Here is a 13834-nt window from a genome sequence, read left to right as displayed (position 1 = left end):
CTCGATCTCTAATGTTTGTTCACCAAGCAATTTTTTCAATTGATCATTTTACAGGGCAAGTACCTTGGATTCTAACGGCGTTATCCCATCAAGTGAAGTGACCTCGTGTTTACCTTCTTCAAATTCCTTCACCCAACGATGGAGCATATTAGAAGCAATCTCTAATGAGCCACCATTTGCTAGTCGGCTGCGAGGCGGCGCCCCTATCTCGTTAAGACTCACACCGTCTAGTTCCTATATGGGCTAGGCACGCGTTATGAAAAAAAGTAGTTGAGCAGGCCGTTTGCTGCTCAACTACTTATTGTGATCGATTCAATAATGATTCTTCCTCAATTGACCGCCTTTCATCGAAGTGTTGATATGTGTCAAAGTAGTCGCCTTGCCCTATAAAAATGGACAAGGCGATTTCTTTTTTATCGAGGAATACGATGCTCTGCAATTTCACAAGAAATTCGAGAAGCCTGATTTTACACCCAAAAAAATTCGTCAGTGTGACCAAACGTGTGACCACGACGAGATTCTTGGCCGGTTTACGCTCCCCAAAAATCAAAAAACACCGGGAAGTCCCGGTGCTACAAGGTTTGTTTATGGTGGAGCCAAGGGGGATCGAACCCCTGACCTCATCGCTGCCAGCGATGCGCTCTCTCGCAGTATTATTCAAGACATCTGAATGCCGCTTAAACTAGCGCCTTTAACAAATAATCGCTCGATGTTTTTTTCAACAGCTGGATCCGGTATTAACGGCGGTGCTTGATGCGGTTTAATACGGGCGTCAATAATAACATTATCGCAAGCCCAGTGCTTGTTATCATAATAACTGTTCACACCATAAATATCATGTGAAGGATTACTGCGTGTGAACGTAGCCCAAAGAAAATTGTTAATCGTCGCACTCATAAAATGGCTATCATCACAAAGGATGATCATTGGACAAGATGAAAGCGGACCCTTTTCCCGGATAGCTTCACTTAAGCCTCTTAATTCCTGCTGCGCTTCGGTGTAATTTGTGAATTTTGACCCTTGGATCGCTACAATACCCGGCATTACCAAGCGTGCATGTTCAAATCCCTGCAGCTCATTCAAAGTGTCTGGAACCTCTGTACACAAAACCCTTTGTTTATCTCCAACCGCTGCGAATACAACCTTGCTGCCGTTGTTTAATCCAGTACCTGAATAATCAAGAGTATCAATCGTTGTATTCGTTTGAAAATGAATGTCGCGATGAAGATCGATACGCTCCAAGATATGAGTTAAAAAATCCTCTACATGATGAGTGCTTAATGCCTGACTCTCTTCTGCCGTTATGAATAAGAACTTGGCTAAGCTCAGTTGTCCCGTTCCTAAAATCCGATTAGCGATAGTAAGAATCTCAGCCGGCTGTTTAACTTGTTGATAGGGAGTATAACGTTCGCTGCCAATTGCAAAGAGCAAGGGATGTACGCCTGCGGCATCTACTGCGTGAACCTCTTTTACCCCTGGGATTTCTTGTTGAATCGCATCTCCTGTCAGTTCATGAATTAACTCTCCGAATGCCGTGTCTTCTTGAGGCGGCCGTCCTACGACGGTAAACGGAAATATAGCGCCTTGTTTGGCATACACCTTATGCACTCGCATGACAGGAAAAGGATGTGTAAGGCTGTAATAGCCCAAATGATCGCCGAAAGGGCCCTCCGGTTTGGTCTCGCCCGGATGAATTTCTCCTGTTATTACAAAATCGGCATCATTGCTAATACAGAAGCCATCGATATAGCTGTAGCGGAAACGACGCCCAGAAAGCAAGCCCGCGAAGGTCAACTCGCTCATGCCTTCCGGCAATGGCATAACGGCTGACAACGTGTGTGCTGGCGGTCCCCCTATAAAAATACTCACCTTAAGAGGGGCTCCTTGTTTGTTCGCTTTATGCTGATGGATGCCGATTCCACGGTGAATCTGGTAATGAACCCCAACTTCCTTATTCATTTCATATTCGTTTCCACTCAGTTGAACACGGTACATGCCCAAATTGGAATTCATAATTCCCGGCTTTTCCGGATCTTCCGTGTACACTTGGGGCAGGGTGACAAAAGCGCCGCCATCCCCTTGCCAGTGTTTAATGAGAGGAAGGTCAGCTATTTGGATTTCCTGTAAGGCAGCCGGCTGGCCGCCGGATTTTTTTAAGGGGAGCGCTTTACTTGCTGCAAGTCCCGTCCCGATATGCTTAAATGGATTTTTTAAAGCTTTAATCGGATCGTTGCGCAAAGCAATTACGTTTTGTGTGGTTTCCCAGGTTTGTCGAAATATAAACTTACTCCGCTCAACAGTCCCGAAAAGGTTGGAAACCGCACGAAACTTCGAGCCTTTAACATTTTCAAACAACAATGCAGGACCGCCCGCCTCAAAAACCTTCATATGTATCGCAGCCATTTCAAGATCAGGATCAACCTCTTCATGAATACGAACCAAATGTCCATGCTTTTCTAAATCAATAATGCATTCTTCTAAATTGCGATATATCATTATTTGACTCCAATCCAGCTATTCTCAGTATTCTGTATACAAATGCACAGTAAAAATTGCGGTTCATAATTTAAAACTTAATGTTGAGTATAGTCATATTCCCTCTCTAAGTCAGGACTTGCTGAACGATTCTTTAACTGAAATTTAGAGCTAGGCGCCGACGAGACAGGAACACGAAAATAAGAAAAAAGAGAAGACGGAGCCTGCGCTCGAGGTTCATCACGAGAAGTTGCAGCGTAATCACCGACTCGCTTGTCTTTGCAAGGCCGCGCGAATACAGCCAAGCCCGTACTTGCGCTTGCCTTCTCCAAAATTACCTTCGATCGCATTTCGTTCGCCGGTATCCTGCTTGTCGACTTGTTTCTCTTCATTTGTCAGGCCATTCTTCGGTTTGCGTCCCAGCGCCGGTCCACTGCCCTGCTACATGCAGAAACGCCGGTTCTCGCGCGTGTGATAGATTTGATCCGCTTGAACGACAGACAGGTATAACCGCTTACCATGCTCACCACGATCTTGGCTCCGAACTCGACGCGCGCCTTGGCTTTCCCGCGCACGATCGGCCGGACATGCGGCTGATGAATGCTGACGATCCGGTCTTCCACCCTATACTTATGCTCCATAACAGATGCTATTATGCCTTATGTTTAAATTGATTTAAATCTGAAGAGTGCGTTACACAGTTCCTTCCACTACTCTTAGAAGCATAAAGTGCGCGATCAGCCTTCACCAATAATGTATGATCATTATCCCCATGCGAGATCGTCGCCACACCAATGCTTACCGTTATAAAGTATTCATCATCCCATGAAGCCTTTTCAATCGTTTTGCGGCATCTCTCCGCCGCTTGAACAGCACCGCTTTGATTCGTATTCGGAAGAATAATGACAAACTCTTCACCTCCATACCGAGCTACGATGTCGACCTCCCTCGACTCGAATTTTATTAATTTGGCTAACTTTTGAAGAATTTTATCTCCGACGGGATGACCGTAAGTGTCATTTATGCGTTTAAAATGATCAATATCGAGAAGTAAAATGGAGAATGGCAACTGAACTCTGTTATACAACGCGATATTTGCTACCAGACTTTCTTGAAAATATCTCCTATTATTCAATCCAGTTAATTCATCTGTCAATGCTAATGTTTCAAGCTGACCATTTAACTTGATTAACTCTGCTTGTTTCATTTCATATTGTTGATGCAGGGCTTTCAATTGCTCATTTGCTGCATGCTTCTCTTTATATAGCTCCTCAAGGTTTCTTTTCATCTGAATGATTTCTTTTTCATACTTAATCCGCTTACGCATCTCTACGATCACACAATCAATAAATGTCTCTCCATTACGTTCCTTACGAATTCCATTTAAGAGCACAGGCAAATCCTCACCCCTACGAGTCTTAAGTGAAATAATCATCTCATTCACATGTCCATATAATTGAATAAAAGGATAAAAATAAGTGTGAAAGAACATCTTGTTGGCTACTGACATCAGTGATTCAATATGACATTCCAACAACTCGTTACGTTCATAATGAAGCATATTCCGTAATGTTTGATTTACTTCCGTGATTATTCCAGCATTAGAGAGTGTTAGAAATCCGCATGGGGCATAATTTAACTGGTCATCCATATCGCCTAGCCCCTTCCCCTCTTAAAACAAAATAGATTTCTGCAAGTAGTTTTTGATCAATTGAGCTGTTTCCTCCGGATGGCTCAAATGAGGATAGTGACCCTTTGCGCGCATGAGTTGCAGCGTGCTGTTTTTAAGACGTGAATGAAGATAGTCCCCTACTTCTTTAGGAGCAATACTATCCTCAGAGCATTGCAGAATCAGTGATGGGACAGTAAGCTTCTCTAACTCACTGCGACAATCAGACAAAAAGGTTACTTCTGCAAATTGACGCGCAATTACGGGATCTCTTGAACAAAAGCTTTTTTCCAGTTCCTCTGTTAACTCGCAGCGATCGTGATTCTTCATGACAATTGGTGCCAAATAGCTAGCCCAACCCGTGAAATTCATTTCCATCATGGTAAGCAGCTCTTGTATATCCTTCATCTCAAATCCACCATAGTAGTCTGGTAGATCATTGACATAGCAAGGAGAAGATCCGAGCATAATAAGTCGCTCAAAATGCTTGGGTTCTTTAATTAAAGCAAACATACCAATCATACTGCTGACCGAATGCCCTACAAAAATAGCATTGTTCAGCTCTAATGTCTCTGCAATTTCAAGTACATCCTGTGCATAACCCTTTAAATGATTATATCGTTTCGGATCATAATCATCTATATTTGTTTCTCCGGAACCTACATAATCAAACAAGATTACACGATAATCTTCCTCAAATTCAGGCGCGACATACCGCCACATATCCTGATCGCATCCGTATCCATGTGCAAATAAAATCGGCTGTTCACCTTTACCCAGCACTTTTACGTTGTTTCGTATTCTAATATCATTAATCATTTGAGATCACTCCCGCTAATATTATGAAATGTTATCCGTAAAAGTTAGTACTGTGTTTTTTTTGTTTTTAATCACAATTTGATTTAATAACCGAATGAGTTCATTTTGTTCCTTTTCATCTTTGTATATGAATGAAATACCATAGATAAATTCGTTTTGATCCGCCTCTTCTCTCCAGGCAATGTAGCCCATGATCGATAGGGGTTCCCCATTCAATACACCTGAGAATTTATAAATAAAATCCTTGGACACTGGTAAATTGAATGCCAATGAAAAAGAGAGAGCTCCTGGACCTAAATTTAGTACCTGTATAGCTGTATAACCAACCGAGGTGGTATGTCCTTTAATGCTAACAATCGTCAAATCTAATTTTGTTTCCCTCACAAGCTTAATTCGAAATAATCTCCTGCGCTCTGTTCCTTCGTATTTTGATACACGATCAAAGGAGTTCGGTATGCTATATATAGCATTGCGCAGCATACTTGCCGGAATGGGCTTTGAGAATAAATACCCTTGCGCTTCCTCACAGTGATGACTTTTTAAGAAGGCATATTGCTCCATCGTCTCGATGCCCTCAGCAATGACGTGAGCTCCTATTGTCTGTAACAGTGCCAACGTGCCTGATAAAATTTTGGCGTTTCGCTCGCTTCTTGATAAGGAATTAATGAAAGATTTATCCAGCTTCACAATATCAATGTCGTATTTTTGAATAAAGCTTAAGGAGGAATAACCCTTTCCAAAATCATCCAACGACACTCTTACCCCTAAAGCCTTCAAATCTGCTAAAAAGCTTTTCATTCTTTCTTCCGAATTATAAAGAGCCGTTTCCGTTATCTCAAGCTCTAGCTTAGCAGGATCATATATTTCCGCTTCTAAAATCCGCTTTATTCTCAACGTAAAATCCTTGTTCATAATTTGAATAACAGAAACATTTACGGATACACTAATATGAAACTCTTCTACTAGAGGTTTCATTTCTCGAATGGCAGTTTCTAATACCCATTGTCCCAATTCTACGATCAAACCTGATTCTTCAGCTATTGGAATAAATTCATCAGGTGAAATACTTCCCCAGGAAGGATGAGACCATCTTAAGAGAGCCTCAACACTGGTAACTTTCTTTTTCATCAAATTAAATTTTGGTTGATATTCTATATAAAATTGTTTATCCGTAATCGCCTTTTGAATATCTCTAGCAAGAATAAATTTCTTCAACGTTTCAATATCATGATTCTGCGAATAAACAGAAATCCGCCGCTTGCCATCGGCTTTTGCATTATATAATGCGATATCTGCATTTTTAAAAAGCTCTTGCGGCGTAAGATCAGCTCCATTCGAGCTACTTATACCGATAGTGGCCGAAACAAATAGCTCAAACTCTTTTACATATATAGGATTTTTCAATTGTTTCAACAGCTCTTCGGTAATCCGCAAGGTATTATCCAATTTATCTGATGGATATACCAAAGCAAATTCATCACCGCCCAGCCTAGCTATGAAAGCGCCACCAGCATACTCCTTAAGCAATTCAGAGAAAACCTTTAACAGCTCATCACCAATATCGTGTCCAAGGGTATCGTTAATAGTTTTAAAGCCGTCCAAATCCATAATCGCCAACACGATGGGTTGTCGTTGATCAAAAAAATCGTTATATTTCTCCTCAAAATGTCTTCGATTCGGCAATCCAGTTAAGTGGTCTTGATAGGCTAACCGTTCAATTTCCTGAATATAGTTTTTCAATTCCGTTATATCGCGAGCGATTCCATATACGCCAACAATTTGATTATCAACATAGATAGGAAGATTAATAATTTGGGTATGACGAATTTCACCCGATTTATGGATGATCCGTGTTTCATAGGATCGACGCTTTCCATTTTGAATGACATCCATAAAATTAGACATGGTATGAGGTAAATCTTCAGAATAAATGAACTGCTTGAAATCAATGTGTATGAGCTCCTCAAAGCTATAGCCTAAGGTCTCTGTAACCATCGGATTCATACTGTCAAAATTCCCTTCAAGATCAAAGGAATAAATAAGATTTGAATTAAACTCAAAGAGTGAACGATATCGTTGTTCACTTAAGGAGAGTTTTTTTTGGGATGTAACAGACTCCGTTGCATTGATAACCGTTCCGTACATGATGGACTTGTTCATGAAGGTCTGTGTTTTTGCAAACACTTCTACATAAATTAAATGTCCATCTTGATTGTAGCACTCAATAACAAATCGGCTGTTATTGTGGGCTCCTCCTTGCTCTCGCTTTTTGCGTTCTTCTAGCAGCGTTATATAGGATTCATGCGGCATCAGATCTTTCAGTTGAATCTTGCTGTCAAGAAATTCTTGTATAGAGGAGTATCCGAAAATGTGGGCAAACGCCTCATTCACATAAACAAAATGCTCATCCTGATATACAAACATTCCTGCAATAGAATTTTCAACTAAAAACTGATAGTCAGTCATAATGATCTTCCCTTCCTGTCTGTTTACTAGGTTATCGATATTCTTTTTCGCCATAACTCCTATTCAAAAAAGTTCTTAATGAAACCATATCCAATGGCGGACTAAAGTAATAACCCTGAACTATATCGCAATGAAGCTCTCTTATTCGATCAAGCTGACCTAAATCCTCTACACCTTCAGCAACCACTTGCACATTCATATTATGCGCCAAGGAAATAATCGTTTGAACCAAAAATGGGAAGTGTGGACTCAACATTCATTGCAATACTTTCTGTGATTTCAAGTATCAGGCACTCTGGTTGAATGCGGGTTTCAAAAATTGCTTGTTTTACAACCTCCACAAAACTTCTCTGCATAAATTGTCGAATGGAGATATTCACCGCAACGCTCAGCTGCTCCCTTTGAATTGCAAAGGGAAGATCCTGTTCAATGAGCAGCTTTCTTTTGTAAGAATTCCTTCGATGCTCATCAAAGAGCTGTTGATTTTCTTCCTGATAAAGATTCAATACATAATAAGCAACCCTAATCACACTCTCTGTATCTTGACCGTCTAGAGGATAGCACGATTTGCCATGCAGCTAACAAATCTTTCGGCTGCTTGTTTAATAATTTCGTTACTTTTTGTCCTTCCTAGTGTATTTCTCAACCACTTGAATCGATCAATTTAAACAATATAAAGCAAAAATTCTTTTCTGCTATCGATTTGCTGGTGTAACTCATCATAAAATACCCTGAGATTAGGCAGATTCGTCAAATAATCATGATTGGCAAGAAAACGGATCTTAATTTCCGCCTCTTTCCGGTCTCTTATATCTCTAAAAATAGATACGACCTCTAGACGATTATCCTTGGGAAACGCTTTCGAATTTACCTCAACAGGAATCGTCGAACCATCATTGCATTGGAATCGATATACATAACCGACTGTGCGGAGTCGATTGCAAATAGTGCTATACCATCATTTGCGTGCTGGAAAATTTCACGGAATCTTTGTTCGCTGGCAATGGCTTTTTGGTTGGCAGATGATACCTGATTCAACAATTTTTTTAGAAGATAATAAAGAAACAAACCCGTTATAAGCACATAAAAAACACCCTTTAAGGTTTGCTTCTCTTGTATATTTTGAACATTTAAATAGCTTAGCCAGTAATCTGAAAACAAAATCCAACTGATACCGCACGTAAGATATAAACCGACAATTTTTGAAACGCTAAGTGCATTAAACATCTTTGTCTTCTGTTTTGTCATAGCTATCCTCCCTCATTGCCCATAAATTTCTCTTAGAGTTCGTCAAGCTGCTTGATATCATGATTGCAAATACCCTTATTTCTCTCGCAATATTCGTTCAACAATTTCAAAGAAATATTCCATTTTAAATGGTTTTTCCAATAGTTGGATACCCAGAGATTCAGCTTCACTTTTGATCTGCGCAGGCTCCCCTGTACATAATATAATTAATGCATGTGAATCCAGAGACAATATCCTTTTACTCAGTTCTATTCCATCCATAGCCGGCATTTGAAAATCTGTAATTAATAAATCAGGTGAATGTGCTAAGTAATACTCCAGAGCCTCTTTACCATTATCGAAGGATGCCACAACTTGATGGGAGGTCAATTTAATAAATTCCTTTAACAGCAGTAGAATAGATTTATCATCATCCGCTAGAATTATAGATGCCAATATATTCCCCCCTCATCTGCAGTAGTCCACATTATAGTATTAATAAATAATAAATCGTTCCTTATACTATAATCATACATTTCTGATAGATCTTTTCGATGTGGCAAATAGCCACATCATTCGACATATAGTATAATGAAAGCGGATACAATGTCGCATATGAAGGGTGGGCAACTTATTTGAGACAATGGTTGATCGAACAAAGAAAAAGAAAAGGATTGACTCAAGCAGAGATTGCGTCCAAAACTTTCATTGATCGTTCCTATTACGGACAAATTGAAAATGGGGTACGCACACCGAGTGTCGAAGTCGCAAAAGCAATCGCGACTGTTCTTGAATTTAATCCATCGACATTTTTTTTCAATGATTCCAGCGTCCCGTTCCTTACAGTACTTGAGGACGCTCCCTTCATTGTAGCGCATTGTGATTTGCAATTAAGATATACCTGGATCTTCAATGCCCATTTCGATTTCGACCCGAATGACTTAATTGGAAAAAGAGATGATGAAATAGCTATTCATGAAGGAACCAGTGAACTGATGAACCTGAAACAAACGATCATTGACACCGGCAAGCCTCTTCGAAAAACAATCCAATTTCGCTTATCTAATGGAGATCGATATTATGATATTCATGGAAAACCGCTATTAAATGCAAATGGAAGGATAGTTGGGGTCCTTACCGCCTCTACTGATATTACCGAAGTTCTTCAAATCTACTCTCATATTAATCCTGAGAGCGAGCATAAGCGTATTCAAGCTTTACAAAGATACCATATTCTTGATACCCCTCCTGATGGTGCTTTTGATCGAATCGTTTCTCTTTCCGCACAACTCTTTCAAGTACCTATTTCAATTATTAGTCTAGTTGACACAGACCGAATTTGGTTTAAATCTTATCAAGGAGTAGATATTCAAGAGATAGATCGTGTTCCTGGTCTTTGTGCATCCGCAATTCTCTGCGATGTTCCCTATGTTATCAATGATGCTAGTATTGATCCCAGATCGCTCGCAAATCCGTTAGTTGCCGGTGAACTTGGGCTGCGTTTCTATGCTGGAGTACAACTGACCACACATGACAATTACAATTTAGGTGTACTAAGCATAATAGACCTTCACCCGCGTACTATAACAGAGGATGAACTCAATATATTAAAAACCCTCTCACATATTGTTATAGATGAGATGGAGCTACGTTTAGCTGCGCGGCGGATTAATGAGCTTAATAAAGAGCTGCAAAAAAAGGCTTAGTGATAGGCTTACGTACCCGATAATGGGATTCCGTGTATGTAGATCGTTGGACAAGAGAAATGCATAATTATGGATCATCCGACACATACTGAATAAGCGATCGAACCATTGAATTATTGTTTTATCTCGACAGGAAAATATCCGGATTTACCACTTGTGGGACCGATTTACACGTTCGATATGATTTTTGGGGTCCGCCCCCTGTGTTAGGCTTATCCCAAAAAACACGCCTCTATTTGGCGTGTTTTAAATTTGTGTATTCATTGCCTGAATAGTCAATAAGAGTTTGATGTGAGAATTCTCATCGTTTTTTAATAATAGGAAGAAAAGCTAAGGGGAATCTACTATATTTGTCTTTATAGTAAATGATGGATAATTTATTTGTGGTATGGTTGTTTCAGGTGATTTCAATCACTAATAAAAGATCCATGGGGAGGAAACGATGAATATGATTTCTAACAAACGTTTCGGCAAATTGTTCATTGCTGCTAGTTTAAGTCTAACGGTTGCACTTTCCACAGGTACAATGCTTTTGAATGTCCCTTCTGCACATGCAGCAACAGCATCGAATGCTGATAATATTATTGCAACAGGTAAACAATTTCTTGGTGTTTCTTATAAATTCGGAGCAAAATCGGGCCAAACCAGCGCCTTTGATTGTTCTTCATTTACTCAATTTGTTTTTATGCAGAATGGGATAAGTATCCCTCGCTCATCAAGACAACAATCCAATGTCGGTACTTTTGTACCCAGAGATCAACTGCAAGCGGGTGATTTGATATTCTCAGATACAAACCGTGATGGCGTCATTAATCACGTAAGTATATATATGGGTAATGGACAACTTCTTCATACCTATAGGGTCGGGATCGGTGTAACGATTTCGAAGTTCTCAGGCAGCACGTGGGACCGGACCTATGTAACCGCACGTCGCGTGCTACCGACGAATGGACAACCTATAGTGACTAATCCACAGGAAATCCTTGCACAACCTCAATCTGAAAAAACACCAAGTACAAGTAAATATCCAGAATATAAAAAACCATCAAATGGTGAAAATCAAGAAAATGAAGATTAAACTTCAAAACCACTATTGGTACTTCTATTAATAATGGATAAGTTCAGGAATCAAAAACGTGTTAAAGAAGGGGCTGTCACCCAGGGCTCGCCCCTATTGGGCTCCACCAAAAACAAAAAAACACGCCTGATTCGGCGTGTTTAAAATTTGTGTTTGGTGGAGCCTAGGGGGATCGAACCCCTGACCTCTTGCATGCCATGCAAGCGCTCTCCCAGCTGAGCTAAGGCCCCAAATGACGACAAGATTGATATTAGCATAGGGTCGTCAAAAATGTCAATCTTTATCTTTAATACTGCTGTTCATGGGGTGCTTGGAGAGCAGGCTGTTAAGCTCCTTCATGAACATATCGATATCTTTGAATTGACGATAGACGGAGGCGAAGCGGACGTAGGCTACCTCGTCTACAGGGTAGAGCTGGCTCATCACGATGCCGCCGATGTCGCTGCTTTCCACCTCGGCGAGTGCCGTGGTGCGGAGCTCCTTCTCGACCTCGGATACGATGACCTCGAGGCGTTCAATGGGAACTGGACGTTTCTCGCAGGCGCGGATGAGACCGCGTAAAATTTTGTCGCGGCTGAATTCCTCGCGGCTTCCGTCTTTTTTGATGACGATAAGCGGCGTTTCCTCAATCATCTCAAAGGTCGTAAAGCGGCGGCTGCACTTCTCGCATTCACGGCGGCGACGTATCGATTTATTTTCGTTGGCCGGCCTGGAATCTAATACTTTTGTTCCGGCAAAGTCGCAATAAGGGCATTTCATAAGGTGTACGGCCTCCTTTCTAAGCTAGCTCAGCTGCAAAGATAAGCTTTATCGTGTATTTTGCTTTTCCATGTAATTCCTGTAATGATCCTTAAAATATTGCACATAATACGTTTACCAACCGCAAGGAGGTGAATATACATGAGCGCATCCCGCAGCAGTAACCAGCTGGTTGTACCGCAAGCGACTGCAGCACTTGACCAAATGAAATATGAAGTGGCTCAGGAGCTTGGCATTGCGATTCCACAAGACGGATACTACGGCAACATGGCTACACGTGACGCTGGTTCTATCGGTGGATACATCACGCGTCGACTGGTACAAATTGCCGAGCAATCCCTTGCTGGTCAATACAAATAATGATTCATAAAATGTCGTATGAATAACAGCAGCTTTGGAAAGGCTCGTCCATGATACGACGGGCCTCCAAGGCTTTGTTGTATGTTCAAAGGTTAAGAGCATTAGAAGCTCGGGTATAAATCCTTGTACTTATTATAATAGTAAATGACACGTTGTACATAGTGCCTTGTCTCGCCGAACGGAATTTCCTTGACGGTCTCCATTCTTCCGTCCCATACACCGGAGTCCAACCACTTGCGTACATTGCCTGGGCCTGCGTTATATGCCGCTACAGCAGCAACATGATTATCCCCGAATTGATGAATTAAGGAATGCAAATACCAGGAGCCAACCTCAATACTGACATCCGCGCGATGCATTAGCATATCCTCTGTCACTTCTTTAAAGCCTGCCCTCTGAATGATCCAATTAGCCGTATTCGGCATAATCTGCATCAAGCCCAGTGCACCCTTCCGGGATTCCTGACCTGTCCGATAATTCGTTTCACTGCGTATGATCGCAGCGACCAAGTGCGGCTCTACATCGTAATTGGCAGCGCTTGCGCGGATATCTGACTTATAATGGATCGGGTACATCCATTCAGCGAGCCAGTCCGATTTTAGAAAAAGTATGGTCATGAGTCCGAGCAGCAGCACCAGCAATACTCTCTTCTTGCGCAATACCCTCATAGCAAATCCTGACTTTTCCAAAAATCTTCAACCTGCCGCTCCGTCTCCTCTAACGTCCCGCTGTTATCAATGACCCAGTCGGCTAGCGTACGTTTCTGCTCGATATCCATCTGCAGCGATACACGACGTTCCGCCTCTTCGAGCGTAACTGCATTGCGCTCCATCATCCGCTCCCGCTGTATAATCGCAGGTACATAAACAACCATAACGCCTTCGTAAAGATTTTGCTGCTTTGTTTCATACAACAACGGGATATCCGCTACAATTAATCTTTTCGGATGCTTCTCTGCATATTTATGTATACGATTCTGCATCCGCTCTCGAATAGCGGGATGAGTAATTGCCTCGAGCTTTGCTAAAGCTGATTTATCGCGAAAAACAATTTCTCCCAGCGCCTTTCGATTCAATGAACCGTCAGTCTCCAGTACAGCTTGTCCGAACGAAGAGGCAATAGCCTCTAGCGCCGGCTCGCCGGGCTGAACGACCTCCCTTGCGACCTGATCGGCATCGACCAGCAGCGCACCGCGTTCAACGAGCATACGAGCAACTGTGCTTTTACCGCTGGCTATACCGCCGGTTAATCCGATTATCATCCATTTCACCTCAA

Annotated in this window: 16 protein-coding genes, 1 tRNA gene and 1 pseudogene; 4 read left to right on the top strand and 14 right to left on the bottom strand. The window is 41.5% G+C overall.

The features are described from left to right. Positions 1 to 379: 379 nt before the first annotated feature. Entirely contained in the window at positions 380 to 670 is a 291-nt protein-coding gene (locus ACO9K6_RS15150) for a hypothetical protein (RefSeq protein ID WP_424768392.1), read from the top strand. On the opposite strand, the gene ACO9K6_RS15145 is transcribed toward ACO9K6_RS15150, so the two are convergent. From ACO9K6_RS15145 to ACO9K6_RS15100, 10 genes and pseudogenes are all read right to left on the bottom strand, one after another. Then, entirely contained in the window at positions 658 to 2496 is a 1839-nt protein-coding gene (locus tag ACO9K6_RS15145; RefSeq protein ID WP_424768391.1) for a UbiD family decarboxylase, read from the bottom strand. The two genes, ACO9K6_RS15150 and ACO9K6_RS15145, sit on opposite strands and share 13 nt — an antisense overlap. Positions 2497 to 2629: 133 nt before the next feature. Beyond that, positions 2630 to 3113, bottom strand: a pseudogene (locus ACO9K6_RS15140) (transposase); the annotation flags it as partial. A gap of 14 nt (positions 3114 to 3127) precedes the next feature. Beyond that, on the bottom strand, positions 3128 to 4126 hold the full coding sequence (locus ACO9K6_RS15135; RefSeq protein WP_424768390.1) for a GGDEF domain-containing protein: 999 nt from the start codon (positions 4124 to 4126) through the stop codon (positions 3128 to 3130). A 21-nt stretch (positions 4127 to 4147) separates the two neighbouring features. Beyond that, positions 4148 to 4963 (bottom strand): alpha/beta fold hydrolase, encoded by an 816-nt coding sequence (locus ACO9K6_RS15130; RefSeq protein WP_424768389.1) that lies wholly within the window; start codon positions 4961 to 4963, stop codon positions 4148 to 4150. A 21-nt stretch (positions 4964 to 4984) separates the two neighbouring features. Then, on the bottom strand, positions 4985 to 7429 hold the full coding sequence (locus ACO9K6_RS15125; RefSeq protein WP_424768388.1) for a sensor domain-containing protein: 2445 nt from the start codon (positions 7427 to 7429) through the stop codon (positions 4985 to 4987). A gap of 31 nt (positions 7430 to 7460) precedes the next feature. Next, positions 7461 to 7628 carry an EAL domain-containing protein gene (locus ACO9K6_RS15120; RefSeq protein WP_424768387.1) on the bottom strand — a complete coding sequence of 56 codons (168 nt, stop codon included), beginning with the start codon at positions 7626 to 7628 and terminating at the stop codon, positions 7461 to 7463. A 1-nt stretch (position 7629) separates the two neighbouring features. Continuing rightward, positions 7630 to 7935, bottom strand: a complete 306-nt coding sequence (locus ACO9K6_RS15115; RefSeq protein WP_424768386.1) for a hypothetical protein — start codon at positions 7933 to 7935, stop codon at positions 7630 to 7632. Positions 7936 to 8093: 158 nt separating this feature from the next. Beyond that, complete coding sequence (locus ACO9K6_RS15110; protein WP_424768426.1) at positions 8094 to 8312, bottom strand: hypothetical protein; 219 nt, start codon at positions 8310 to 8312, stop codon at positions 8094 to 8096. Beyond that, the gene (locus tag ACO9K6_RS15105) at positions 8297 to 8677 is read right to left on the bottom strand and encodes a hypothetical protein (RefSeq protein ID WP_424768385.1); all 381 of its coding nucleotides are present in this window, start codon (positions 8675 to 8677) and stop codon (positions 8297 to 8299) included. The genes ACO9K6_RS15110 and ACO9K6_RS15105 overlap by 16 nt, the downstream gene beginning before the upstream one ends. 75 nt (positions 8678 to 8752) lie before the next feature. Next, positions 8753 to 9112, bottom strand: coding sequence for a response regulator (locus ACO9K6_RS15100; protein WP_424768384.1), 360 nt, complete (start codon positions 9110 to 9112; stop codon positions 8753 to 8755). A gap of 179 nt (positions 9113 to 9291) precedes the next feature. On the opposite strand from ACO9K6_RS15100, the gene ACO9K6_RS15095 reads away from it, so the two are divergent. Both ACO9K6_RS15095 and ACO9K6_RS15090 read left to right on the top strand, forming a co-directional pair. Next, positions 9292 to 10362, top strand: a complete 1071-nt coding sequence (locus tag ACO9K6_RS15095) for a PAS domain-containing protein (RefSeq protein WP_424768383.1) — start codon at positions 9292 to 9294, stop codon at positions 10360 to 10362. Between the two features lie 442 nt (positions 10363 to 10804). Beyond that, a complete protein-coding gene (locus ACO9K6_RS15090; RefSeq protein ID WP_424768382.1) occupies positions 10805 to 11440 on the top strand; it encodes a C40 family peptidase in 636 nt (211 codons plus the stop codon). Positions 11441 to 11594: 154 nt separating this feature from the next. Here the strand turns inward: ACO9K6_RS15090 and ACO9K6_RS15085 are convergent. Both ACO9K6_RS15085 and nrdR read right to left on the bottom strand, forming a co-directional pair. Then, positions 11595 to 11670, bottom strand: a tRNA-Ala gene (locus ACO9K6_RS15085). 43 nt (positions 11671 to 11713) lie between these two features. Next, positions 11714 to 12199, bottom strand: a complete 486-nt coding sequence (gene nrdR / locus ACO9K6_RS15080) for a transcriptional regulator NrdR (protein WP_424768381.1) — start codon at positions 12197 to 12199, stop codon at positions 11714 to 11716. Positions 12200 to 12340: 141 nt separating this feature from the next. Between nrdR and ACO9K6_RS15075 the strand changes: the two genes are divergently transcribed. Next, positions 12341 to 12559, top strand: coding sequence for a small, acid-soluble spore protein, alpha/beta type (locus ACO9K6_RS15075; RefSeq protein ID WP_424768380.1), 219 nt, complete (start codon positions 12341 to 12343; stop codon positions 12557 to 12559). Between the two features lie 101 nt (positions 12560 to 12660). Here the strand turns inward: ACO9K6_RS15075 and ACO9K6_RS15070 are convergent, their stop codons facing one another. After that, complete coding sequence (locus tag ACO9K6_RS15070) at positions 12661 to 13227, bottom strand: lytic transglycosylase domain-containing protein (protein ID WP_424768425.1); 567 nt, start codon at positions 13225 to 13227, stop codon at positions 12661 to 12663. After that, positions 13224 to 13820: a dephospho-CoA kinase gene (gene coaE, locus ACO9K6_RS15065; protein ID WP_424768379.1), complete on the bottom strand. Its 597-nt coding sequence runs from the start codon at positions 13818 to 13820 to the stop codon at positions 13224 to 13226. Before coaE ends, ACO9K6_RS15070 begins: the two co-directional genes overlap by 4 nt. Between the last annotated feature and the right edge of the window lie 14 nt (positions 13821 to 13834).

Source organism: Paenibacillus praedii, assembly GCF_049725345.1.
In the GTDB taxonomy this organism is placed as follows: Bacteria; Bacillota; Bacilli; order Paenibacillales; family Paenibacillaceae; genus Pristimantibacillus.
The sequence above is the reverse complement of the archived record's forward strand: the minus strand, read 5'-3'. Positions and strand labels throughout refer to the sequence as shown.